The sequence below is a fragment of the Nonomuraea sp. PA05 genome (assembly GCF_008086045.1).
Classification (GTDB): Bacteria; Actinomycetota; Actinomycetes; order Streptosporangiales; family Streptosporangiaceae; genus Nonomuraea; species Nonomuraea monospora.
In genome coordinates this window covers 1-23,700 of the sequence record NZ_VSEY01000063.1, presented here as the reverse complement: position 1 = coordinate 23,700, position 23,700 = coordinate 1, and the positions used below count along the sequence as shown (strand labels likewise).

Here is a 23,700-nt window from a genome sequence, read left to right as displayed (position 1 = left end):
TTACGGGCAGCCTCCGCAGGGTCAGCCGCCCTACGGTCAGCAACCGTATCGGCAGCCCGCGCCCCCTCCCCCGCCGCCGCCACCCCCGCCCATGCCGCCGCAGCAGTGGCACCGGCCGCCACAGCCCAGGAAGTCGGGGATGGGCGCGCTCGGCGTGCTCGGCGCCGTGTTCGGGTCGCTGGCGGCGCTGTTCGTGCTGATCGTCATCGGCGCGGTGATGATCTCCGCCTCGTCCACTTCCGAGACCTCCACGCCGGTCGCGGTCCCGACCTACGACCCGTCCGACGAGCCGTCCTACGACCCGTCGGCCCGGCCCAGCGACGATGACGACGAGCCCGCTCCGACGCGCAGCCAGGAGCCGCAGCCGACGCCGTCCGAGGACGACGACGAGCCGTCGACCACCGTCACGCCGCCCGCGCAGGTGACGGTCAACACGAGCCTGAAGAACAACAGCGTCTACCGGGCGGGCACGCTGCCGAGGCTGAACTGCCGGGCCGGCAACGCCAGCATCTTCAGCCACAGCCAGCTCAAGTCGCTGATCATCAAGACCGGCGCGTGCATGGACCGGGCCTGGAAGCCGGTGCTGGAGAAGCAGGGCTTCAAGTTCAGCCCGCCCAGGTACGCCATCGCGGCCCAGGGCGGCCGTGGCGCCTGCGGCGACTACCCGTCGGCGGGCAGCACCGTGCCGTACTACTGCCCGCAGAACAACACCATCTACGCCTCCACCTCGGCCATGGCCAGGGGTCGCGGCAACGCCGCCGGCTACGGCCAGATCATCTCCTGGCACGGCGGCATCATCGGCATGATGGCCCACGAGTACGGTCACCACGTCCAGAACCTCACGGGGCTGATGAACTCCTGGTGGTCGGCGACGCTCGACTCCAGCAGCCAGAGCGGCAAGCTCGCGCTCAGCCGGCGACTGGAGCTGCAGGCCAACTGCTTCGGGGCCATGTGGATGCGGTCGGTCGCCTCGTCGTACCCGGTGAACACGGCCAACCGCAGCCGGCTGTTCTGGTTCTTCAGTCAGGTGGGCGACCATCCGGGATATCCGCGCGACCACGGCAAGCCGGTGAACAGCGGGCGGTGGTTCCGGCAGGGGTGGGAGAGAGACAAGGCATACCAGTGCAATACGTGGATGGCGCCGTCTTCTACGGTCTCCTGATGGACCAGTGGCGTTCATCTCAGGTTGGGCACATGTCTCTGATGTCCAGGTATGGGGACTAGAATCCTGGCAATCTTGTGCCGATCGGGGGGCAAAACGAGGGTTTTGCCTGGTAGGCGTGTAAGGAGCCAGGTGTGAGTAATCGCGATGGGGTAGATCCCGCGCCGGAAGGCAGGAAACGGCGCCCCACGCGACGATCGCGGACGAATTCCGGCGCGAGCGCCCAGCCCGCCCCGGGCCCTGGCGCCCCGGGCCCTGGCGCCCCGGGCCCTGGCGCCCCGTCCCGGGCTCCGGGTCCTGACGCTCCCGGTTCCGGCGCGTCCGGGCCCCGCGCGGCCGGCGCTCCGGCCTCCCGCGCGAGCGGAGCATCGGCGTCCGAGGTCCCTGCCCCCGGGAAGCTCGTCGCCGGTCGCCCTGCCGACGCCCCGGGCGACGCACCGAACGCCTCAGGCGCGCCCGGCGAGTCCCCCCGCTCCAGCGACAACAGCGGCACCCGCGACTCCCGACGCCCCGGCAACTCCGGCGGCCCCCGCGACTCCGGCCGACCCGGCAACTCCGGCGGTTCCGGTGGGCCAGGCCGCCCCGGCAACTCCGGCGGTTCCGGTGGACCAGGCAAGCCCGGCAAACCCGGCAAAGGCCGCCCCGGTTCGAAAGCCCCGCGTTTCGCCAAGCCGCTGACCCCCGGCGCCGTCCTCGGCTGGACGGCCCTGTCCGCCGTCGTGCCCGGCGCCGCGCATCTGCGGGCCGGGCACCGCCGTACCGGCCTGGTGCTGATCAGCGTGTACGCGGTGCTCCTGCTGGTCGCCCTGGCCCTGGGCCTGAGCGTGGCGGGGAACCTGGCGAACGCGTCCTGGCTGGCCAACAGCAGCAACATGATGCTGGTGGTGGTGATCGCCTCGGTGCTGGCGCTGGCGTGGTTCGCGGTCCTGACGACCTCGTACGTGGCGCTGGGCCCGAACAAGCTGAACCAGCAGGGCCAGATCTTCACCGGCATCGTGGTCGGCGTGCTGTGCGTGGCGGTCATGTCGCCGTTCGCGTTGACCGCCAACTACGTCGTGACCGCCCGCGACGCGATCAAGTCGATCTTCCCCTCGGCGCCCGACCCCGAGGACCCCCAGGTGACGCACAACCCCGAGGACCCCTGGAACGGGAAGGACCGCGTCAACTTCCTCCTGATCGGCGGCGACGCGGCCGGCAACAGGACCGGCGTCCGCACCGACAGCATGAACGTGGCCAGCGTGGACCTCAAGACCGGCACCACGGTCCTGTTCAGCCTGCCGCGCAACCTGCAGCACGTGCGCTTCCCGTCCTCCTCACCGCTGCACAAGCAGTTCCCGAACGGGTTCATGGCCGAGCTGCCGAACGGCGGCCTGCTGAACGAGGTCTGGCAGTACGCCAACGACAACCCTCAGCTCATGGGCGGCAGGAACAAGGGCCCGCGCGCGCTGATGGACGCCATCGGCTACACGCTCGGCCTGCACATCGACTACTACATGCTGATGAACATGTACGGCTTCGCCGACCTGGTGGACGCCATCGGCGGCCTCAAGATCAAGGTGGAGCAGGACGTCAAGTGGGGCGGCCTCTACGGCACCGCCGGCACCATCAAGGCGGGCTACCGGAAGCTGACGGGCGAGCAGGCCCTGTGGTACGGCCGTTCGCGCGTCGGCAGCGACGACTTCTCCCGGATGTCCCGCCAGCGCTGCGTCATCGGCGCGTTCGCCCAGCAGGCGACCCCGACGGTGATCCTGAGCAGGTTCGAGAGGATCGCGGGCGCGGCCAAGCGGCTGGCGCAGACGAACATCCCGGAGAGCCTGCTGCAGCCGCTGGTGGAGCTGGCGGTCAAGGTCAAGGACGCCAAGATCACCAGCCTCCAGTTCGTGCCGCCGGAGTTCTACTCGGGCCGCCCCGACTGGGCCAAGATCCGTACGGCCACGAAGAAGGCCGTCAACGACTCGCTCAGGCCCGCCCGCCGCGCCCAGACGGCCAACGTGAGCGCCTCGCCCAGCGTGACCGCCTCCACGCCCGCCAAGCCCCGCACGGCCACCCCCACGCAGACGCCGACCCGCAACAGCCAGAAGTCCGGCGCCCAGTCCCTCGACGAGCTCTGCGGCCTCTGACCCGCCCTGCCCGGCGCGACGCCTGCCGCCGCACGCCCTGCCCGGCGCGACGCCTGCCGCCGCACGCCCTGCCCGGCGCGACGCCTGCCGCCGCACCTCCTGACCGGCTCCCCTGGCCCGCCCCGCCGGCCAGAGCCAGCCCGAACTACCGGCGCCGGCCGAGGCAGGCGGTGCTAGTGGTGCCGGCCGAACGTCACGGGCAGTTCGAGCGGCCCCCGCACCGTGAGGCTGGCGCGCCACCGCAACCGCTCAACGGGCACGGCCGGCGCCAGCCCAGGCAGCCGGACGACCTCCGCCAGCGCCGCCCGCCCGACGAGGCGGGCCAGCAGCGCCCCCAGGCAGTAGTGCGGCCCGTGCCCGAAGCTGAGGTGCCCGTTGTCCTGCCGGGTGAGGTCGGGCACGTCGGGCCGGGGAAAGCGGTCCGGGTCCCGGTTGGCGGCGGCGAGCGCCACCAGGACGGGCTCCCCGGCGGGCAACCACTCCCCGCCGATCTCCACAGGCTCCAGGGTGAAGCGCCAGGTGGCCAGCTCCACGGGGCTGTCGTGCCGCAGGAGCTCCTCCACGGCGGGCTCGATGAGCCCGGGCTGGGCGCGCAGCAGTGCCAGCGCCTCCGGGTGGCGCAGCAGCGTGTACGTGCCCAGCCCGACGAGCCCGACGGTGGTCTCGTACCCGGCCACGAGCAGCAGGAAGATCATCGCGAGCAGCTCGTCCTCGCCGAGCCGGTCGCCGTCCTCGGCCGCCGCGGTCATGGCGCTGATCACGTCGTCCCCGGGGGCCCGCCGTTTGCCCTCGACCAGCCCGCGCACGTACGCGCCCAGCTCCCGCAGCGCGGCGGGCCTGGCGTCGGGGGCGTCGGGCTGCGACGACACCACGGCGGCCGTCCACCGCTGGAAGTCCCCGCGATCGGCCGGCGGCACCCCGAGCACGTCGCAGATCACCCCGGACTGCAGCGGCGAGGCGAAGTCGCGTACCAGGTCGGCGCCGGACCGCAGCCCGGCGGCGAGCGCGCGGGCGGACGCCTCGATGCCGGGCCGCAGCAGCGCCAGCCGGCGCGGCGTGAAGAACCCGGACACCACGCGGCGCAGCCGGGTGTGCTCGGGCGGGTCGGTGGTGAGCAGGTGGGTGCCCAGCCCCGACCGGTCCTCCAGCGGACGCCCGCGCCCCGCCGCCCGCCAGTCGGCGGGCGCGTGGCGCGGGTCTTTGCTCAGCCGTGGGTCGGCGAGCGCGGCGCGGGCGTCGTCGTAGCGGGTGACGAGCCGGCCGTACAGGCCGTTGCGCATGGTCACCCGCCGGAGAGCGCCGGACGCCCGCAGGTCGGCGTAGGCCGGGTAGGGGTCGGACAGCAGCCCTTCGTATTCCGGCAGCATCTCGTTCAGCATGGACGCTCCGGGGAGGACGGGCGGCGGGCGGCCGGGACCCGCCGCGTCGCCGCTACTTGCCGAGCTGTCCCAGGATCCAGTCGGCGAGGACGCCGGTCACCTGGCCGTGCTCGGAGTTGTGCGAGTCGCAGTGGTAGTCGTCGAGCTGGCTCTGCTCGGGCGACAGGGACGTGATGTCGGTGTAGAGGTCGATCGGCCAGTCGAGCGGGTCGTACTGGAGGGCGACGGCGCTCACCGAGGGGACGAAGCAGGCCGATCTGTACCGGCCGGCGATGGGCGCGCCCAGTTTGTCGGCGAGCGTGCCGTACAGGGGCAGCGTGCCGCCGGGCACGCCGTCGAACGGCGGGACGTCGCTGGTGTAGCTCTTGCCCGCCCACATCGGCACCGCGCGCATGCCGCCGACGTGCCTGTTGAGGCCGCGCTCCGGCTGGGTGCGGACGGTGGCGCCGACGAGGCCGCCCAGCTCGCTCCACTCGAAGACGAGGTGGTCGGGTGGCACGTTCCTGCCGGTGCCGTCGGCGGCCCCGTTGGCCACGCCGAGCTTGCGCGGCCGGACCGGGAACCAGCCGACGCGCCGCAGGTCCTCCAGGAACTCGGTGCGCAGCGGGCTGGAGGTGGCGACGGGCCCCGAGTAGCGGGCGCTGCCGACCCACGCCCACAGGAGCTGCTGGGCGGCGGGGCTGGCGATCAGGGCCGCCTGTCCGGGTTCCGCCGGGGAGAAGGCCTGGGCGAAGTGGGCGAGCTGCTGGAGTATCAGGGGGATCCACGCGCCGTTGTGCGGCGTGTCGTAGGACAGGTAGGTCGCGGTCTGGTGGTCCTCGCGGCGGTTCTCCATCTCGGCCAGCGCGTAGCGGGTGACGAGCCCGCCCATGCCGAGGCCGCCGACGATCAGCGGGGCGTTGCCTGACCGCTCGCTGATGGCGCGGCGGATGCAGGTGGCCGCCACGCCCGCGTTGGCCTGGATGTGCGTGTGCCGGGCGCCGAAGCCGAGCAGGACGACGTCGATGCCCTGGGAGAGGAGCTGGTCCAGGAGGCGCTGCTGGTGGGGCGGGTAGGGCGTGTTGAGGTGGTGCCACAGGCCAGGCACGTCGCTGGGCCCGTAGCCGAAGCCGTCGGCGAGGATCATCGGCCGGATGAGGCGGTCGTGGCCTGCCGCGTAGTGGACGGCGGCGCTGCCGGTGGCGGTGCGGCCCTGGTAGGGCCACGCGGAGGTGAGGAGCCACTCCGCCTGCGGCACCCGTGCCTGCCCGGCGGGCGGCTGCGCCGGCGGCGCGAACAGCACCCCTTTCGGGAGCACCGCGGCGATCTGCTCGGCACGACCGGCGGGCACCGGGTCGGACTCCTGCCGCAGGGCGAGCTCGACATCTATCCTTGCTGCCCCTTGTGTCGCCATGATTACACCTTTGCTCGTGGGTTTACCGGACGTCACCCCCGATCCCTTACCTCCCTTTCGAGAAGATGAATTATCGCTTTTCACAGACAAACGATCATCGCGATCAAGGCATGGCTGGTATCTCTAGCTCACCTCGCGGTCACCGACAAATCAAGCCGTGAAGGAAACCGTTCACCTGACCATCGGTCAAGGAAATACGAAGACCATTCCGGAAATGCCCGGCGGCATTTCCGGAGGGGTCACACCAGGGCGGAGTTCTTCCTGGGCAGCAGGGCCAGGGCGCCGACGTACAGCAGGGCCGCCACCACGAGCAGGCCCTTGTAGCCGATCACCAGGGCGACGTACTCCAGGCAGCCGCCCACCATGGCGCCCAGCAGGTTCGCGCCGAAAGAGGTGGTGGCGTCGGCCGTGTCGGCGAAACGTTTGGCGAAGACCACGTTCGCGGCGAAGATCGGCAGGAACGCCACCGTCACCGCGGCCACCGCGCGCAACGGGAGCGGGAGCGACAGCAGCCATTCATTGGGCACCAGCCAGGCCAGCAGGAGGCCCGCGAAAAGCACGCCGTACATGATCGGCAGCGGCGGGGTGCGGAAGCGGCGGGTCACCTCGACGGCGGCGAGCACCGCGACGAGCACGCCCGCGAAGACGATCGCGTTGACCACCCACGTGGTGCCGAACAGCAGCGCGAACCCGGTCACGCTCTTGGTCTCCAGCAGCATGAAGCCCACGCCGAGCAGGAACAGGTCCGCGTACGGGCGCATCCGCCGGTAGGGGCCCGCCACGACGCGCACGGCCAGCAGGCTGACGATGAGGATCAGGCCGAGCGTGATGACGTAGATCGGCGGGATGGTGCCTTCCTTCAGGTAGAGGAAGGGCCGGTCGTCGCCGGCGGGCTCGGGCGTGCCCGGGGCGGCGCCCGGCCACTCGGCGGCGCAGCGCTGGTCGGCGGCGGCCAGGCCGGCGGTGATCACGGCCTGCTGACCGGCGGTGCTGACGACGTCCACGCAGGGCTTGTGCCCGAAGGCGCGCTGCATGGTGGAGGCCAGGCGGTCGACCAGCCAGCTCTCGCGGTAGTAGTTGTACATCGAGAACGTGCCGCCCGGCTTGAGGTGGGCGCGCGCCGCCCGCATGGCCTCCTCGGTGAACAGGTAGCTCTCCAGGCGCAGCGAGCTGGCGCCGGAGACGAGGGTGAGCGAGTCGGGCAGGGCGAAGAGGATCAGGTCGTACTTGTCGCCGGTGCGCTCCAGGAAGGCGCGGCCGTCGGTGACGTGGGTGGTGACGCGCGGGTCGGCGTAGGGCTTGTCGGGGTGCGCCGAGCCGCCCAGCTCGCGCAGCTTGGGGTCGATCTCGACGGCGTCCACGCGGGTGGCGCCCTTGGACAGCGCGATCGCCACGTCGGTGCCGCTGCCCGCGCCGACGATGAGCACGTCCCTGGGCTGCCTGCTCGCGCGCTCGTACGGCAGGCCGTACTGGGCCTCCCACTGCAGGCGGGCGTAGGCGGGCACGGCCTGCTGGTGCGGGATGCCGTTGACGGCGATGTCGGTGACGGGCACGCCGAGCTGCACGAGCTGCTTGGTGGTGACCTTGTAGTACGGCGACCAGATCGCCCCGGCGGTGAGCGTCTCGGCCAGCAGCAGCCCGACCACGACCAGGGAGGGCACGGTCACGAGCCCCACGTAGAGCACGCGCGGGCTGGGCATGAGCAGCAGGCCGTAGCAGATGGCCGCGATGAGGCCCCAGAACACGGGCGGCGCGCTGAGGAACGACAGCGCGGTGAACGCGGCGATGCCGGTCAGGCTGCCGATCAGGTCGTAGCGGTAGGCCTCCAGGCGCGGCAGCTCGGGGAAGCACCGCCCGACCAGCTCGGCGGGGCCCATCAGCACCACGGCGGCGGCGCAGAAGATCACCGGCAGGATCGCCCAGGCGGGCGGCCCGCTGGTGGACAGGCTCGTCCAGTACAGGACGCCCTCGGTGTTGCGGTCGACGGTGACCGGGAAGGTCAGCACGACGATGGTCAGGACGGCCAGCACGATGGGCGAGTAGTACGGCTGCCGTTGCGAGCGCCCCACGCGCAGGAAACCGAGCCCGATGCCGAGGAAGGAGCCGAGCAGCACGAAATTGGTGAAATAACTGAGATGGACGATGTTGGACCCGGTCCACCGGATCAGTGCCAGCTCAAGGAAGAGCATGAAGGCACTGGCGAGGATCAGCCTCGGCCGTACCGCCAACCAGTGAGCCTTTTCTCCGCCATCGACCGGCTTTTGCGCCTGGAGCGTCATAACGCCTCACCGTAGTGAACGGACCGAAAACAAGGAAGTCTGACGTCCCAGAACAAATGTCGTCCGCTTCGCCCCGATTAGGGAGTTTCCGCAGGTCAAAACACCTCAGATCCACTGGACGAGCCGGAGCGGATGAAGGAATGTTGGGAGGTTCGTTTCCCTCCACAAACGTCTCGGTGGTGACACATGCGGATCCTGATCCAGCTCCGTCCCTCCCCCGATCTGGTCGCGGCGGTCACGGACCCCGGCCAGACCGCCACCACGGCCGACGTCGCCGACGGCCTGCCGGGCGTCGAGCTCGATCCCGCGTTCACGCCCGTGGCCGTGCCCAGGCCGCTGCCCGCGGCCGACGGTGACCCGCTCTCGCTCAGCCAGCCGCTGGACTTCTCCCTCGCCCCCGAGGACGCGTCGGTGCTGGTCCGGGGCACGATCTCGGACGACGAGCTGACGGCCAGGGTCGCGCTGCTGCCCGCGCTCAGGCCGGACGTGGTGGGCGTCTTCGCCGACCCGGTCATCGAGTCCACGCCGGTGTGCGGGGGCGACCCGCCGACGGGCGACTGGCACGACGTGGAGCGGCTGCTGAACGTGCCGGGGCTGCACGCGCAGGGGCTCGACGGCGACGGCGTGACGGTCGCCGTGCTGGACACCGGGATCAACGCCGCGCACACCGCCAGGCAGCTCGGCAGGGGCGTCACCGTGGACGCCGAGCGGTGCTGGAGCCCGTCGGGCGTGACGGGCAGGCCGGGCGAGTTCGAGGTCGACCACGGCACCATGTGCGCGTTCGACACGCTCATCACCGCCCCGCAGGCCACGCTGATCGACATCCCCGTGCTGCTGTCCACCCGGCCGGGCGGCTCGGCGCTGGACGGGCTGCTGTCGGACGCGGTCGCGGCCTTCGCGCACCTGCGCAACGTGCTCGACGCCCAGCCCGCCGAGTCGCGCTCGCTGGTGGTGAACAACTCGTGGGGCTCGTTCTCCCCCGAGTGGGACTTTCCCGTCGGGCATCCGGGCAACTACTCCGACAACGCGGCGCACCCGTTCAACCTGATGGTGGCCGCGCTCGACCGTACGGGCGCCGACGTGCTGTTCGCGGCGGGCAACTGCGGGCGGGAGTGCCCGGACGGCCGCTGCGCCTACCCCGGCAGGCCCATCGTGGGCGCCAACTCGCATCCGAAGGTGCTGTCGGTCGGCGGCATCGACGTCAACGGCGAGCGGGTGGGCTACTCCTCGCAGGGGCCCGGGCGGCTGACCGCGCGCAAGCCGGACGTGTGCGCGTACACGCACTTCCTGGGCTCCAGGGCGTTCGGCGCGAGCGAGCCCGACTCCGGCACGTCGGCGGCGGCGCCGGTCGCGGCCGGGCTCGTGGCGGCGGTGCGCACCCGCTGGCCGGCAGGCAAGCTGTCACCCGCCCAGCTCAGGGCCCTGCTGCGCAGGACGGCGGAGGACCGCAGCGAGGTCGGGTTCGACTACGACTACGGCTACGGGACGGTGGACCCGGCCGGCGTCATCGCCGCGCTCCAGAAGCGCTCCAAGCACGCGCGCTGACGCTCACGGCGGCCCTTTTTCAGGACGAGCCCTCCGTGACGGCGCCGATGATGCCGACCGTCACGCCGAGGGCGACGAAGCAGAAGGTGATGATCAGCAGGACGGTGCCGATGATGCCGCAGATGCGACCGGCCTGGACCATCCCGCGGTTCTCGTAGTAGTAGCCGCTCTCGTCGATCTCGCGCAGCGCCTTGTTGCCCATCGACCAGGCGAAGGGGCCGGTCAACATGCAGGCCACCAGGCTCACGATGCCCAGCACGAGGATGACGGTGCCGTTCGGGTGGCTCTGCGGCGGCGGCCCGTAGTTGCCCGGGCCGTAGTTGGGATAGGACATGGCCCCTCACCGTTGACAGCGACAGGTGGGCTTTTATACCACAGTCTCCTACTTGATCATCATGCGTCATCATGGTACGGCCCCAATCCGCCTCCGAGGAGCCTGCCCCCGTGCGTGAACGCACCCGCGTCCTACTCGCTCACCGCCACTTCCAGCGGTTCATCATCGGCGTCATCCTGATCAACGCGGCCACCCTCGGCCTGGAGACCTTCCCCGCCGTCGTCGCCGAGTACGGAGCCGTCCTGACGGTGGTCGACCACGTGGCGCTCTACATCTTCACCGCCGAGCTGATCGCCAAGCTGTACGTCGAGCGGGCGGCCTTCTTCCGCGACCCGTGGAACGTCTTCGACACCGCCATCGTCGCCATCGCCTTCGCCTCCACCAACGGCGGCCTGTCGGTGCTGCGCGCGCTGCGCATCCTGCGCGTGCTGCGGCTGCTGTCGGTGGTGCCGAGCCTGCGCCGCGTCGTCTCGGCGCTGCTGCGCGCGATGCCGGGGATGAGCTCGATCGTGGTGCTGCTGTCGCTGGTCCTGTACGTGGCCGCCGTCATGGCCACCAAGCTGTACGGGCAGACCGCGCCGCACCGCTTCGGCAGCCTGCAGACCTCGCTGTTCACGCTCTACCAGACGATGACGGGCGACGACTGGGGCAACATCGCCAGGGAGGTGATGAGCCGGCACCCGTCGGCGTGGATCTTCTTCACCATCTTCATCCTCGTGTGCACGTTCGTCGTGCTCAACCTCTTCCTGGCGGTCGTGGTGAGCGCGATGGACGAGGAGAGCGCCGAGGAGCGGGCGGCGCTGGAGGACAGCACGTCGCACATCATGGAGGACACCAGGGCGCACACGCAGCAGATCCTCGACGAGCTGACCGAGCTGCGCAAGGAGGTCGCCGAGCTGCGGGCGCTGCGCGAGACGGCGCCCGCGTCCCCGCCCATGAAGAAGGCCCGGGGGAAGCGGTCACGGTCCGCGTGACCGCTTCCCCCGGGCCTTGGCCGGCGGGTCAGCGGGAGTAGAACTCCACCACGAGCTGCTCGTCCACCGGGATCGCGATCTGCTCGCGCTGCGGCCGGCCGACCAGTGTGAAGCGCAGCTCCTGCAGCTCCACCGACAGGTACCCGGCGGGCCGGTCGTCGGCGTAGACGCCCTCGGAGGCGGCCACGAACGGCTGCATCTGGCGCGACCGCTCCCGCACCGAGATGACCTGCCCCGGCTTGACCAGGTAGCTGGGGATGTCCACCTTGCGGCCGTCCACGGCGATGTGCCCGTGGTTGATGTACTGCCGCGCCGCGTAGATCGACGGCGCGAGGCCGGCGCGCAGCACGAGCGAGGCCAGGCGGCTCTCCAGGATCGTGACCAGTTCGGCACCGGAGGCGCCCGACTTGCGCACGGCGAGGTCCCAGTAGCGGCGCAGCTGCCGCTCCGACACGTCGTAGTACCAGCGCAGCTTCTGCTTCTCCATCAGGCGCAGGCCGTAGTCGCCGGTGTTGCGACGGTTCGTCTTGCGGCCGTGCTCGCCCGGCGGGTAGGGGCGCTGTTCGAAGTAGCGCACGGCTTTCCTGGTCAGCGGGACGCCCGCGCGACGCGACAGTCGCACCTTCGGGCCGGTGTAGCGCACGTTCACCTCGATGTGATTAGGTAATCCTTACTTAGGCAAGGCTAACCTATCACTGTTGACGCTCTCAAGGAGGCCGCCATGCTGCCGATTCCCGAACGGGTCCGGACCCTCGCCGCGACGGCCAACGTCGCCAAGCTCTCCGTTGACGGCGCCCCCTCGCCCGCCCGCGGCGGCGTGGACGAGCGCGGCCGCCCCATCCTGCTCGTCCGGCCCGGCGAGACCCTGCACGGGCTGCGCGCGGACGCGGTCGTGGCGGTGAACCTGACGGCGATGCGGCAACTGGGCACGATGACGCACCCGCGCGGGCTGATCGAGGTCCAGGGCTGGGCGGAGGCCGTACCGGAGGAGGAGGCCCGCACCGCCGCCGTGGCGGTGGCCGCGCACACCGCGGACGAGAGCCTGTTCGACGCGCTGGAGCGCTTCGGGCAGCCGGACGCGCCCCGGCTGCTGCGGCTGGACGTGGGCCAGGTGGTCTATCTGACCGGGCAGGAGTCGGGCGTGCTGGACGCCGACGACTACCTGGAGGCGGCGCCCGATCCGCTCACCGAGACGGCGGAGCGGGTGCTCGCCCACGTCAACTCCTCGCACCGGGCCCAGCTCGCCGCCGGCGTGACCCAGCAGCTCGGCGAGCCGGCGGCGGACGTGTGGCTGTGGGAGCTGGACCGGTTCGGGGCCACGGTGCGGGTGGACGAGTCGCTGGTGCGTTTTCCCTGGCCGACGCCCGCGCGTTCGAGCGTGTGCCTGGAGACGGCGCTGCGCGGGCTGCTGTGCACGTGCTGACACCTCGACATCCCATCCAGCGACAACCCGATTTTGTCGGATGAATCGCCACATCGCCCCGAGGAGTGTGCCGCAGTCCCTACGCTTCTGACCCGTGACTGGAGCGCATCGGGCGACCGAGACGGCGGTGTTCGTCGACCAGAGTGGCCGGCGCAGGCGGGTGCTGATGATCGTCGGTGTCCTCGGTGGCACCTTGATGCTGGCCTGCGCGGCGGTCCTGATCGGCGGCGCGTTCAGCGGCACCCGCCTCGACAACTCCGACCGGCTCGGATCGGGCGGCTCCAGCCCCTCCGCCCCCGCCACGGCGCCGGACTCCGAGCGAAGCTCCGGCGAACCCACGGCGACCCGGCCCCCGAGCACCCGTCCCCCCACCCGCGCGGCCACCCCCAGGGCGCGCGGCTCGGCGCCCGCCACGCCGGCGCGGACCACGACCGCGGGCCGGACGCCCGCGAGCGGCGTCAGCCCCTCGGGCGCGAGCCGCCCCACAGCGCCTCCCGCCACCACTCCCGCCACCACTAAGGCGCCTGGCACGACCCCGGCCGAGTCCACCACCCCGCCGACCGATGGCGAGGCCGCGCACACGCCACCAGGCCAGACCAAGGAACCCCAGGGCGCGGGCCAGGACAAGACGCAGGGCCCCAAGAGGTGAGCCGGGCCGACACCCACGTCTGGCCCGTCGAACCCGTCTCCCCCGTCACCCACCGCACCCAGCAGGCCGAGCCGCGCGGCCACTGGTTCCTGGTGGTGGTCGCCGTCCTGCTGATGTCGTTCGCGCTGGTGCCGCACGGGTGGGCCGGCGGGTCGTCCACGAGGAGAAGGCGCTGGCCTGGACCGAGGCGCCGTCGTCACTGCGCCAGCTCTGGCGGCAGCGCTACCGGTGGTGCTACGGCACCCTCCAGGCCATGTGGAAGCATCGCCGGGCGGTGGCGGAACGGGGCACGTTCGGGCGGTGCGGGCCGGGCTACCTGGTCTTGTTCCAGGTGCTGCTGCCCCTCTTGGCGCCGGTGGTGGACATGATGGCCGTCTACAGCGTCCTGATGGGCGACCCGCTGCCGGTGGTGGCGGTCTGGGCCGGCTTCGTGGTCGTGCAGGCCCTGACCGGCTGGTACGCGCTGCGGCTCGACCGCGAACGGGCGAGCGTGCTGTGGGTGCTGCCGTTGCAGCAGTTCGTCTACCGGCAGCTCATGCACCTGGTGGTCATCCAGTCGCTGGCCACGGCGGCGCTCGGCGTACGGCTGCCGTGGCAGACGATCCGCCGCGAGGGCACGTTCTCCACCTGAGCCGGCCCGCTGGGGGCGGCGGGGCCTGCCCTGTCATGCCCGGGAGCGCGCCATCCCCTCCAGGAGGTAGTCGAGCCCCTCGTCGAACGTGGCGTCCCAGTCGTGCTCCAGCCCGTGCTCGGCCAGCGCCGGGTAACGGTCGGCGCGCTCGCGCAGGTACACGCCGGTGTCGGTGCCGCCGCTCCGCTCCCAGGTCACCTGCATGATCACCGACCCCATCACGTAGTTCGACAGGCTGTACGCGGCCGTCTTCGGCACGGCGAACCCGGCGGCCGTCAGCGTCTCGTACAGGAACTCGGTGCGTCGCAGCGCGTGGGGGCCCATGAGCGGGCGGTCGAGCAGCGTCGCCGACCAGGGATGCCGCAACAACGCCGCCCGCCAACGCCGCATCAACCCCCGCACCGGCGCCCGCCAATCGCCCTCCCACCCAGCAGGCCTTGAGCCCGCACCCTCCCACCCAGCAGCCCCTGAGCCCGCACCCTCCCACCCAGCAGCCCCTGAGCCCGCACCCTCCCACCCAGCAGCCCCTGAGCCTGCGCCCTTCCACCCGGCCAGTCCGGCGAGCCCAGCGAGGTCGTCCAGTCGCACCTCGCGGAAGACCTCGTCCATGGCCAGGTCGAGCACGTCGTCCTTGGTCTTGACGTGCCAGTAGAGGGTGGTCGACCCGGTGTCGAGGCGCTCGGCGAGGCGGCGCATGGTCAGCCGCCCCACGCCCTCCTCGTCCAGCAGCGCCACCGCCTCCGCCACGATCCGCTCCAGCGTCAGCGTCTGCCTCGAAGGCTTCTGGTTCCGCGACCACACGTTGTCCACCCGGGGATAATACGTTGTACGAGAACCGGATCAATGGTCTAGTAAGTGGAACGTTGGTCGATAATCCGGATCGTCGTTCCGGTAAGGGGAGGGTTCAGGTGGGGCATGTCGATGTGAGCGGAGTGACGTACCTGCTGCCCGATGGCCGGCCCCTGCTGCTGGAGGTGTCGTTCAAGGTCGGCGACGGCGCCAAGGCGGCCCTGGTCGGGCCGAACGGGGCGGGCAAGACCACGCTGCTGCGGCTGATCGCGGGCGAGGCGGCACCCGACGAGGGGCGGATCGCGGCCACCGGAGGGGTCGGCGTCATGCGGCAGTTCCTCGGCGAGGGCACCGTACGGGATCTGCTGCTGAGCGTGGCACCGCGTCCGATCAGGCAGGCGTGGGTGGCGCTGGAGCGGGCGGAGGCGGCGATCGCGGCGCGCGACGACGAGGAGCGCCAGCTCGGCTACGCCCAGGCCATCGCCGACTACGCCGACGCGGGCGGCTACGAGCTGGAGGTGGTGTGGGACGTGTGCGCCACCGAGGCGCTCGGCCTCCCGTACGAGGAGATCAAGGATCGGAGCGTGGCCACGCTGTCCGGCGGGGAGCAGAAGCGGCTCATGCTGGAGGCGCTGCTGCGCGGGCCCGACGAGGTGCTGCTGCTCGACGAGCCCGACAACTACCTGGACGTGCGGGGCAAGCAGTGGCTGGAGCGGGCGATCAGGAGTTCGGCGAAGACGGTGCTGCTCGTCTCGCACGACCGCCGCCTGCTGTCCGAGGCCGCCGGCCGGATCGTCACCGTGGAGGGGCGGGGCGTGTGGGTGCACGGCGGCGGGTTCGCCGGGTACGCCGAGGCGCGCCGGCGGCGCAGGGAGCGGCTGGAGGAGTTGCGGCAGCGCTGGGAGGAGGAGCGGGCCCGGCTGCGGCGCCTCGTGCACGTGCTGCGGCAGCGCTCGGCCGGCAACGACGCGCTGGCGGGGGCGTACCAGTCGGCGGTGACGCGGCTGGACCGGTTCGAACGCGCGGGGCCGCCGCAGCGTGCCCCCAAGGAGCAGAACGTGCGGATGCTGCTGCGCGGCGGCCGTACCGGCAAGAGGGCGGTCGTGTGCGAGGAGCTGGAGCTGAGCGGGCTGCTGCGGCCGTTCTCGACCGAGATCTGGTACGGCGAGCGCGTCGGCGTGCTCGGCATGAACGGCACGGGCAAGTCCCACTTCCTGCGGTTGCTGGCGGGCGAGCCGATCGCGCACACCGGCGTCGCCCGGCTCGGCGCCCGGGTCTCCCCCGGCCACTTCGCCCAGACCCACCTACGCCCTGACCTGCATGGACGCCCGGCGGCTGAGGTGGTCATGCACGAGCACGCGATGACCCGTAACGAGGCGATGGCGGCGCTGGCCCGGTACGAGCTGGCGCCGGCGGGCGGGCAGCCGTTCGAGACGTTGTCGGGCGGGCAGCAGGCGCGGCTGCAGATCTTGCTGCTGGAGCTGTCAGGGGCGACGTTGCTGCTGCTCGACGAGCCGACCGACAACCTGGATCTGGCCAGTGCGGAGGCCTTGCAGGCGGGGCTCGGAGGGTACGAGGGAACGGTGCTGGCCGTGACCCATGACCGGTGGTTCGCCGATGACCTGGATCGGTACCTGATCTTCGGGGCGGACGGGGTGGTGCGGGAGAGCGACACGCCACGGTGGGACATCTGAGCCCGGCACCGGTCCTGTGAGGCAAGGCGAGCGAGGCGTCTAGCCCGCTTCGGTGACAGGCACCCGCCGCAAGGCCGTGAGCGTCATGCTCTCATCCACGGCCTCAGGCGACAGCACATGATCCAGCACCATCACCGCGCACCCGCTGATCCCCGCCCCCGCCCCCAGCCGGCTCGGCTCGATGCGCAGGCGGCGGGTCGCCAGGGCCGTGGACCGGCGATACACGACCTCGCGGATGCTGGACACGAGCGGCCCGAAGGCCTCAGCCATGTCCCCTCCGAGCACCACCACCGACGGGTTGAGGATGTTGACGGCCCCGGCGAGCACCTCGCCGATCCGCCGCCCCGCCTCACGCACGGTGGCCATGGTCTCGGCGTCACCGGCTCTCACGAGCGCGGTCACGTCAGCGATGGTCCTGACCTCCTTGCCACGCCCCCGGAGCTCCCGCAGCAGCGCGGTGCCGCTGGCGACGGAGTCGACGCAGTCGTGGTTGCCGCACCGGCACAGCACGCCGCCACCGTCGAGCACGGGGATGTGCCCGATCTCGCCGGCGGCGCCGAGGGCGCCGCGCAGGATGCCGCCACCGGCGATGACTCCGGCGCCGATGCGGGTGGAGATCTTGACGAACATGAGGTCGTCGAGGTCGGGGTAGGCGCCGCGGTGCTCGCCGATGGCCAGCACGTTGACGTCGTTGTCGACGAGGACGGGTACGGGGAAGCGCTCGCGGATGATGGGCGGGATCACGACCCCGGTCCAGGACGCCATGACGCGGGCGCTCTCCGTGCGCCCTTCCGCGTACTCGACGGTGGCGGGCACGCCCATCCCGACGCCTTGGATCATGGCGCGCGGCCGGTCGCCGAGCAGGTCGTCCCAGGTGTCCATGAGGAGGGGCAGCACGGTGTCGGGGCCCTGTTCGACGTCCATCGCGAACTCGCGCCCCGCGAGTTCGCGCCCGGCGAGGTCGCAGACGGCGACGCGGGTGCGGGAGGCGCCGAGCGCGGCGACGAGGACGACGCCGCCGGCGGCGTTGAACTCGAGCCGGACGGGGGGCCGCCCGCCGGTGGAGGGGGCGTCGGTGCGTTCGACGACGAGGCCGCGTTCGAGCAGCTCGCCGACGCGTAGCTGCACCGCGGGGCGCGACAGGCCGGTCACCCGGCCGAGGTCGGCCCGCGTCACGGCCTCACCGGTGCGGATGAGGCGGAGCACCTCGCCACTGGTGGCAAGGGCGGCAGCGGTACGTCGGGGCATCGGCTAAGTGAACCACACGCGGTTCTGTAATGAAAAGTCGAGACTTTTTTATCTCGAATGCCAAAACTCCGCTTGTGCACGACCCAAACTCTGGCTAGTGTCCGTTCTGTCCCTGCTTTGGTAGATCATCGGAGCCCCTTACCGTGTCCACCGCCACCGGTCCCCTTCCCCACACCGCCGATCTCGTCGTCTTCGGCGGCACCGGCGACCTGTCCATGCGCAAGCTCATCCCGGCGCTGTTCCACAGCGACATGGAGGGCAGGCTCTCCCCGGAGACCCGCGTCATCGCCATGTCCCGGGGCGGGCTGACCGACGACGACTTCCGCGGCAAGGTGGACGCCGAGGTACGCAGCCACCTCCCGGTGGAGGACGAGGGCCAGTGGCGGCGCTTCCTGACCCGGCTGCACCACGTGTCGGTGGACGTCGGCCGCGAGGACGCCGCGGGCTGGGGCGCGCTGGCCGAGCTGCTGACCGGGTACGAGACGCGCGACCGGGTGTTCTACCTGGCCAGCCCGCCCAGGACGTTCGGCCCGTTCTGCCGGGAGCTGGAGCAGGCCGGCCTGGTGACGCCGCGCTCGCGCGTGGTGCTGGAGAAGCCGCTGGGCCACGACCTCGTCAGCGCGCAGCGGATCAACGACGAGGTCGGCGCCATCTTCGACGAGCGCCAGATCTTCCGCATCGACCACTACCTGGGCAAGGAGACGGTGCAGAACCTGCTGGTCCTGCGCTTCGCCAACGCCTTCCTTGAGCCGATCTGGAACTCCCTGTGGATCGACCACGTCCAGATCACCGCCGCCGAGACGGTCGGCACGCCGGGCAGGCGCGGCTACTACGACCACGCGGGCGCGCTGCGTGACATGGTGCAGAACCACCTGCTGCAGCTCCTGACGCTGACCGCGATGGAGCCGCCGGCCCGCAACGACCGCGAGGCCATCCGCGACGAGAAGGTCAAGGTGCTGCAGGCGCTGCGGCCGATCGTCGGCGGCGAGGTGGAACGTTTCACCGTGCGCGGCCAGTACACCGAGGCCGGCGACATGGTGGGCTACCTCGACGAGCCGGCCTCCACGCCGCCGAACGAGGCCTCGCGCCGGGTGGAGACGTTCACCGCGATCCGCGCCGAGATCAAGAACTGGCGGTGGGCCGGGGTGCCGTTCTACCTGCGCACCGGCAAGCGCATGCCGTACCGGCGCTCGGAGATCGTGGTGCAGTTCAAGGACGTGCCGCACTCCATCTTCCCCGGCGGCGCCCCCAACCGCCTGGTGCTGCGGCTGCAGCCGGAGGAGGGCATCGAGCTGCACATCATGGCCAAGGAGCCGGGCGCGGGCGAGACGACGCTCAAGCCGGTGCCGCTGTCGCTGAGCTTCGGCAAGACGTTCACGGCGCGGGTGCCGGAGGCGTACGAGCGGCTGCTGATGGACGTGCTGGCCGGGAACCCGACGCTGTTCATGCGTCGCGACGAGGTCGAGGCGGCCTGGCGGTGGATCGACCCGATCCTCGAAGCCTGGCAGGCCGACCCGGCGCTGCCCGAGCCCTACCCCGCAGGAACCACCGGCCCCACCGGAGCCCACGAACTGCTCGGCCGCAGCGGTCGTGCCTGGCACGAGGAGGAACTGTGAACAACGTCATCCAGGAGATCACCGACCGGATCGCCGAGCGCAGCGCCGCCAGCCGTACCGCGTACCTGGAGCGGATCCGCCGCGAGGGCGAGGCCGCCAGGGAGAAGGGCCCGGCGCGCGCGCACCTGGGCTGCGCGAACCTCGCGCACGGCTTCGCCGGCGCCCCGGCGGAGGACAAGCCGGCGCTGCGCGGCTCGGCCAAGCCGGGCGTGGCCATCGTGACCAGCTACAACGACATGCTGTCCGCGCACCAGCCGTACGAGACGTACCCGCCGGAGCTGAAGCAGGCCGTCCGCAAGGCGGGCGGCGTGGCACAGGTGGCGGGCGGCGTGCCGGCCATGTGCGACGGCATCACGCAGGGCCGGGCCGGCATGGAGCTGTCGCTCTACAGCCGCGACGTGATCGCGATGTCCACCGCGATCGCGCTGTCGCACGACATGTTCGACTCCACGCTGCTGCTGGGCGTGTGCGACAAGATCGTGCCGGGCCTGTTCATCGGGGCGCTGCACTTCGGGCACCTGCCCGCGATCTTCGTGCCCGCCGGCCCGATGGCCTCGGGCCTGCCGAACAAGGTCAAGGCCCGCACCCGGCAGCTCTTCGCCGAGGGCAAGGTCGGCAGGGACGAGCTGCTCGACGCCGAGGCCAAGTCGTACCACTCCCCCGGCACCTGCACCTTCTACGGCACCGCGAACTCCAACCAGGCGCTGATGGAGGTCATGGGCCTGCACCTGCCGGGCTCGACGTTCGTCAACCCGCACACCGAGCTGCGCCACGCCCTCACGCAGGCCGCCGGCCGCAGGGCGGTGGAGATCACCGCGCACGGCGCCGAGTACACGCCGATCGGTGAGCTGGTCGACGAGAAGTCCCTCGTGAACGCCTGCGTCGCCCTGCTGGCCACCGGCGGCTCCACGAACCACACGCTGCACCTGGTCGCCATGGCCGCCGCCGCGGGCATCGTGCTGACCTGGGACGACCTGGCCTGCCTGTCCGAGGTCGTGCCGTCGCTGACCAAGATCTACCCGAACGGCCAGGCGGACGTGAACCACTTCCGCGACGCCGGCGGCATGCAGGTGCTCATCGGCGACCTGCTGGACGAGGGCCTGCTGCACGCGGACGTCATGACCGTGGCGGGCCCCGGCCTCGACCGCTACCGGGAGGCACCGGAGCTGGTGGACGGCGAGCTGGTCTGGGCGCCGGTCACCGGCGGCAGCAAGGACCTGGACGTGCTGCGCCCGGCCGCGGACCCGTTCTCGGCCGACGGCGGCATCCACATGGTGGAGGGCAACCTGGGCCGCGCCGTCAGCAAGGTCTCGGCGGTCAAGCCGGAGCACCTGGTGATCGAGGCGCCGGCCAAGGTCTTCCACGACCAGCTCGACCTGCTGAAGGCGTTCGAGGCGGGCGAGCTGGACGGGCAGGACTTCGTGGCGGTCATCCGCTACCAGGGCCCGAGCGCGAACGGCATGCCGGAGCTGCACAAGCTGACCTCGCCGCTGGCGGTGCTGCTCGACAGGGGGCAGCGGGTGGCGATCGTCACCGACGGCCGCATGTCGGGCGCGTCGGGCAAGGTCCCGGCGGCCATCCACCTGTCGCCCGAGGCGGCCGACGGCGGCCCGATCGCGCTGGTCCGCGAGGGTGACGTGATCAGGCTGGACTCGGCGGCGGGCACCCTGGAGCTGCTGGTGCCGGCCGAGGAGCTGACCCGCCGCACGCCCGAGGGCCGGCCGCTGAGCGACGCGCAGTGGGTGGGCACGGGACGCGAGCTGTTCGCCGCCTTCCGCCGGATGGCGGGTCACGCCGAGCAGGGCGCGGGCATCTTCGGGGTCAGCGGCGCCGAGTCGCCGCACCACGGCCCCGGCCTGGGCTTTCCCGCCGAGGCGGGCAACTCCCACCTTGAGACGGGCGCGCCGGTCGGCGCGCTGGTGCGGTGACCGGGTATTTGCCGGTACGGTGCTCCATGTCCGTTTGGCGCGCGCTGAACGCTCCTGAGCCCGTACGTCCGCACCACCCCCTCCGGGGGAGCGTGAACGACCGTGGGATCCTTCGGTGCATGGCGAGCGATCTTGACGCCGCCCCGAATGCCGGAGGTATCCGTGAGTGCCTTTGACCTTCCGTGGCTCGTCGCCGACATCGGGGGAACCAACGCCCGTTTCGGCCTGGTCACCTCGTTGGGGGCGCGCCCGTCGAACGTCGCGGTCCTGCCCGGCGCCGACTACGCGACCCTCCCCGAAGCCGTAGCCGCCTATCTCGCGGAGCACGCGGGCGGAGTGCGACCGGGGGCGGCCTGCCTGGCGCTGGCGGGCCCGATCGACGGCGACCACTACCGGCTCACGAACTCCCACTGGTCAGGCTCCATCCGCGACCTCGACGTGCCGTACGCGCGGCTGCTCAACGACTTCGAGGCGCTGGCCGTGTCGCTGCCGCACCTGAACGGCGACGAGCTGGTGTCCCTCGGCGGGCCCGCGCCAGGCCACGGCGTCAAGGCCGTGCTCGGCCCCGGGACCGGCCTCGGCGTGGGCGGCCTGGTGCCCGCCGGCGACGGCTGGACCGCGATCCCCGGCGAGGGCGGGCACGCCACGGTGCCGGTGTTCGAGCCGCGCGAGGTCGAGGTCGTCCGCGCCCTCCAGTCGCACGGCCTGCCGCACGTGGTGGCCGAGCACCTGCTGTCCGGCCCCGGCCTGGTCCGCCTGCACAAGGCGCTGGCCGTGGTGAACGGCGTCAGCGCACCCGACCTGACCGCCTCCGACATCGTGGCCAGGGTGGACGACTCGCTGTGCGCCGAGACGGTCGAGATGTTCTGCGGCATGCTCGGCACCTTCGCCGGCAACGTCGCGCTCACCCTCGGCGCCCGTGGCGGGGTCTACCTGGCCGGCGGGGTGCTGCCCCGCATCGTGGAACGCGTGCGGGCCAGCGCCTTCCGTACGCGCTTCGAGGACAACCCCGACATGGCCGCCTACCTGTCGGAGATCGGCACCGTGCTGATCGTCGCGGCCCAGCCCGGCATGACGGGCGCCGCCGCGTGGCTGAGCCAGCACGCCCGCAGGGAACTGGTGGGCTGACTGAAGCCCGTCTGGTGGGCAGGTGACTCAGTTGTACGAGACAAGCCGACGGCCGTGAGAGGCCGACGAGGAGAGAGAAACCCCATGAGCCTGCTCGATCTCGCTCCAGTGATCCCCGTCGTGGTGATCGAGGACGCCGGGACCGCCGTCCCGATGGCCCGCGCCCTGGTGGCCGGCGGACTGCCGGTCATCGAGGTGACCCTGCGCACGCCCGCCGCCCGCGAGGCCATCGCCAGGATCGCCGAGGAGGTGCCCGAGGCGACGGTGGGCGCGGGGACGATCCGGACCACCGACGACATCGCGGCGTCCGTGTCGGCGGGCGCGAAGTTCCTCGTCTCGCCCGGCACCACCCTGTCGCTGGTGGAGGCGCTGGACTCCAGCGGGGTGCCTTACCTGCCGGGCGCGGCCACCGTGACGGAGGTCATGGCGCTGGTGGAGCGGGGGATCAAGGAGCTGAAGTTCTTCCCGGCCGAGGCGGCGGGCGGCATCCCGTACCTCAAGTCGCTGTCGGGGCCGCTGCCCGACGTGCGCTTCTGCCCGACCGGCGGCATCAAGCCGGAGACCGCCCGCGACTACCTGGCGCTGCCGAACGTGGGGTGCGTCGGGGGGAGCTGGCTGACCCCCGCCGACGCGCTGGCGTCCGGGGACTGGGCGCGCGTGGAGAAGCTGGCGGCTGAGGCGGCAGCTCTCAGATAGCGCTTCTGCGAGCACGGGGTGGCCAGGCATGGATGATGACAGAATGCAGTCATGCCGCCACCCCGCGCGAAATACTTCAACACCACCGGTCCCTGCGACCCGCGGCGGCACTACATGCTGCCACCGACGCAGCGGCTCCCCGAGGCGCGTGCGCTCGTCGAAATGGACCGCTACTTCGTGCTGCACGCGCCCCGGCAGACCGGCAAGACGACCACGCTGGACACCCTGGCCGCCGAGCTGACCGCCGAGGGCGACACCGCCGCCCTGATGTTCTCCTGCGAACGCGCCAAGGCGGCCGGCGACGACTACGTCGCCGCAGAGTCGCTTCTGCTGGATTCCCTCCGCGAGGCCGCCGATCTGTCGGGATGGCCGAAGAAGCTGCTGCCGCCGCGTTCCTGGCCGCAGGTCACACCGGGCAGCCGTTTCTGTGCGGCGCTCCGGGAGTGGTCCCGACGCTGCCCGCGCCGGGTGGTGCTGTTCATCGACGAGATCGACGCCCTGCAGGGCAACAGCCTGGCCAGCATCCTTGGCCAGCTCCGCGACGGGCACAACAAGCGACACAAGGCTTATCCGTTCCCGGCGTCGATAGTGTTGTGCGGGCTGCGCGACGTGCGTGACTACAAGGTCGCCTCGGGAGGCACCTCCGACGGGATCAACGTGGCCAGCCCGTTCAACATCATCGCCGAGTCGCTGCGCCTGGGCGACTTCACCG

Annotated in this window: 20 protein-coding genes; 13 read left to right on the top strand and 7 right to left on the bottom strand. The window is 71.6% G+C overall.

What is annotated here, in order from left to right; all coding sequences use genetic code 11:
• Positions 1–139 precede the first annotated feature (139 nt).
• Together FXF51_RS54930 and FXF51_RS54925 are read left to right on the top strand one after the other, a co-directional pair.
• Positions 140–1,162, top strand: a complete 1,023-nt coding sequence (locus FXF51_RS54930) for a neutral zinc metallopeptidase (RefSeq protein WP_262380523.1) — start codon at positions 140–142, stop codon at positions 1,160–1,162.
• Positions 1,163–1,881: 719 nt separating this feature from the next.
• Complete coding sequence (locus FXF51_RS54925; RefSeq protein WP_262380522.1) at positions 1,882–3,282, top strand: LCP family protein; 1,401 nt, start codon at positions 1,882–1,884, stop codon at positions 3,280–3,282.
• Between the two features lie 173 nt (positions 3,283–3,455).
• Here the strand turns inward: FXF51_RS54925 and FXF51_RS54920 are convergent, their stop codons facing one another.
• The 3 genes from FXF51_RS54920 to FXF51_RS54910 all read right to left on the bottom strand — a co-directional run bounded on the left by FXF51_RS54920 (position 3,456) and on the right by FXF51_RS54910 (position 8,243).
• Entirely contained in the window at positions 3,456–4,661 is a 1,206-nt protein-coding gene (locus FXF51_RS54920; protein WP_222871906.1) for a cytochrome P450 family protein, read from the bottom strand.
• Positions 4,662–4,713: 52 nt separating this feature from the next.
• The gene (locus FXF51_RS54915; RefSeq protein WP_148442850.1) at positions 4,714–6,054 is read right to left on the bottom strand and encodes a hypothetical protein; all 1,341 of its coding nucleotides are present in this window, start codon (positions 6,052–6,054) and stop codon (positions 4,714–4,716) included.
• A 239-nt stretch (positions 6,055–6,293) separates the two neighbouring features.
• A complete protein-coding gene (locus FXF51_RS54910; protein ID WP_262380521.1) occupies positions 6,294–8,243 on the bottom strand; it encodes a spermidine synthase in 1,950 nt (649 codons plus the stop codon).
• Between the two features lie 276 nt (positions 8,244–8,519).
• On the opposite strand from FXF51_RS54910, the gene FXF51_RS54905 reads away from it, so the two are divergent.
• On the top strand, positions 8,520–9,878 hold the full coding sequence (locus FXF51_RS54905; protein WP_148442848.1) for a S8 family peptidase: 1,359 nt from the start codon (positions 8,520–8,522) through the stop codon (positions 9,876–9,878).
• 19 nt (positions 9,879–9,897) lie between these two features.
• On the opposite strand, the gene FXF51_RS54900 is transcribed toward FXF51_RS54905, so the two are convergent.
• Positions 9,898–10,212, bottom strand: a complete 315-nt coding sequence (locus FXF51_RS54900; protein WP_148442847.1) for a DUF4190 domain-containing protein — start codon at positions 10,210–10,212, stop codon at positions 9,898–9,900.
• Between the two features lie 110 nt (positions 10,213–10,322).
• Between FXF51_RS54900 and FXF51_RS54895 the strand changes: the two genes are divergently transcribed.
• Positions 10,323–11,186 carry an ion transporter gene (locus FXF51_RS54895; protein WP_148442846.1) on the top strand — a complete coding sequence of 288 codons (864 nt, stop codon included), beginning with the start codon at positions 10,323–10,325 and terminating at the stop codon, positions 11,184–11,186.
• A gap of 28 nt (positions 11,187–11,214) precedes the next feature.
• Here FXF51_RS54895 and rpsD read toward each other — a convergent pair whose 3' ends face one another.
• Entirely contained in the window at positions 11,215–11,829 is a 615-nt protein-coding gene (gene rpsD, locus FXF51_RS54890; protein ID WP_148442881.1) for a 30S ribosomal protein S4, read from the bottom strand.
• A 78-nt stretch (positions 11,830–11,907) separates the two neighbouring features.
• Here rpsD and FXF51_RS54885 point away from each other — a divergent pair, with 78 nt between their 5' ends.
• From FXF51_RS54885 to FXF51_RS54875, 3 genes are all read left to right on the top strand, one after another.
• A complete protein-coding gene (locus FXF51_RS54885; protein ID WP_148442845.1) occupies positions 11,908–12,609 on the top strand; it encodes a DUF2470 domain-containing protein in 702 nt (233 codons plus the stop codon).
• A 94-nt stretch (positions 12,610–12,703) separates the two neighbouring features.
• A complete protein-coding gene (locus tag FXF51_RS54880; RefSeq protein ID WP_148442844.1) occupies positions 12,704–13,258 on the top strand; it encodes a hypothetical protein in 555 nt (184 codons plus the stop codon).
• A gap of 139 nt (positions 13,259–13,397) precedes the next feature.
• A complete protein-coding gene (locus tag FXF51_RS54875; protein WP_262380520.1) occupies positions 13,398–13,889 on the top strand; it encodes a glycosyltransferase in 492 nt (163 codons plus the stop codon).
• A 33-nt stretch (positions 13,890–13,922) separates the two neighbouring features.
• Here FXF51_RS54875 and FXF51_RS54870 read toward each other — a convergent pair whose 3' ends face one another.
• Entirely contained in the window at positions 13,923–14,699 is a 777-nt protein-coding gene (locus tag FXF51_RS54870; RefSeq protein ID WP_262380519.1) for a TetR/AcrR family transcriptional regulator, read from the bottom strand.
• A 98-nt stretch (positions 14,700–14,797) separates the two neighbouring features.
• Between FXF51_RS54870 and FXF51_RS54865 the strand changes: the two genes are divergently transcribed.
• Positions 14,798–16,372 carry an ABC-F family ATP-binding cassette domain-containing protein gene (locus tag FXF51_RS54865; protein WP_148442843.1) on the top strand — a complete coding sequence of 525 codons (1,575 nt, stop codon included), beginning with the start codon at positions 14,798–14,800 and terminating at the stop codon, positions 16,370–16,372.
• A gap of 39 nt (positions 16,373–16,411) precedes the next feature.
• Here FXF51_RS54865 and FXF51_RS54860 read toward each other — a convergent pair whose 3' ends face one another.
• Positions 16,412–17,620, bottom strand: a complete 1,209-nt coding sequence (locus tag FXF51_RS54860) for an ROK family transcriptional regulator (RefSeq protein ID WP_148442842.1) — start codon at positions 17,618–17,620, stop codon at positions 16,412–16,414.
• Positions 17,621–17,763: 143 nt separating this feature from the next.
• Between FXF51_RS54860 and zwf the strand changes: the two genes are divergently transcribed.
• The 5 genes from zwf to FXF51_RS54835 all read left to right on the top strand — a co-directional run.
• Positions 17,764–19,236: a glucose-6-phosphate dehydrogenase gene (zwf, locus tag FXF51_RS54855; RefSeq protein WP_262380518.1), complete on the top strand. Its 1,473-nt coding sequence runs from the start codon at positions 17,764–17,766 to the stop codon at positions 19,234–19,236.
• Positions 19,233–21,164 (top strand): phosphogluconate dehydratase, encoded by a 1,932-nt coding sequence (gene edd / locus FXF51_RS54850; RefSeq protein ID WP_187415093.1) that lies wholly within the window; start codon positions 19,233–19,235, stop codon positions 21,162–21,164. Before zwf ends, edd begins: the two co-directional genes overlap by 4 nt.
• Positions 21,165–21,326: 162 nt before the next feature.
• On the top strand, positions 21,327–22,292 hold the full coding sequence (glk, locus tag FXF51_RS54845) for a glucokinase (RefSeq protein WP_262380517.1): 966 nt from the start codon (positions 21,327–21,329) through the stop codon (positions 22,290–22,292).
• A gap of 84 nt (positions 22,293–22,376) precedes the next feature.
• Positions 22,377–22,988, top strand: coding sequence for a bifunctional 4-hydroxy-2-oxoglutarate aldolase/2-dehydro-3-deoxy-phosphogluconate aldolase (gene eda / locus FXF51_RS54840; RefSeq protein ID WP_148442840.1), 612 nt, complete (start codon positions 22,377–22,379; stop codon positions 22,986–22,988).
• Between the two features lie 51 nt (positions 22,989–23,039).
• Positions 23,040–23,700: ATP-binding protein (locus tag FXF51_RS54835; protein ID WP_148442839.1), on the top strand; the 661-nt coding region annotated here is incomplete at its 3' end.

What these genes read in the sequence shown, in the direction of transcription:
- FXF51_RS54885 (WP_148442845.1), top strand. Translation starts at nt 11,908, where the DNA reads ATGCTGCCGATTCCCGAACGGGTCCGGACCCTCGCCGCGACGGCCAAC.
- FXF51_RS54860 (WP_148442842.1), bottom strand. Translation starts at nt 17,620, where the DNA reads ATGCCCCGACGTACCGCTGCCGCCCTTGCCACCAGTGGCGAGGTGCTC.
- FXF51_RS54900 (WP_148442847.1), bottom strand. Translation starts at nt 10,212, where the DNA reads ATGTCCTATCCCAACTACGGCCCGGGCAACTACGGGCCGCCGCCGCAG.
- FXF51_RS54910 (WP_262380521.1), bottom strand. Translation starts at nt 8,243, where the DNA reads ATGCTCTTCCTTGAGCTGGCACTGATCCGGTGGACCGGGTCCAACATC.
- FXF51_RS54905 (WP_148442848.1), top strand. Translation starts at nt 8,520, where the DNA reads ATGCGGATCCTGATCCAGCTCCGTCCCTCCCCCGATCTGGTCGCGGCG.
- FXF51_RS54920 (WP_222871906.1), bottom strand. Translation starts at nt 4,661, where the DNA reads ATGCTGAACGAGATGCTGCCGGAATACGAAGGGCTGCTGTCCGACCCC.
- FXF51_RS54915 (WP_148442850.1), bottom strand. Translation starts at nt 6,054, where the DNA reads ATGGCGACACAAGGGGCAGCAAGGATAGATGTCGAGCTCGCCCTGCGG.
- eda (WP_148442840.1), top strand. Translation starts at nt 22,377, where the DNA reads ATGAGCCTGCTCGATCTCGCTCCAGTGATCCCCGTCGTGGTGATCGAG.
- FXF51_RS54930 (WP_262380523.1), top strand. Translation starts at nt 140, where the DNA reads ATGGGCGCGCTCGGCGTGCTCGGCGCCGTGTTCGGGTCGCTGGCGGCG.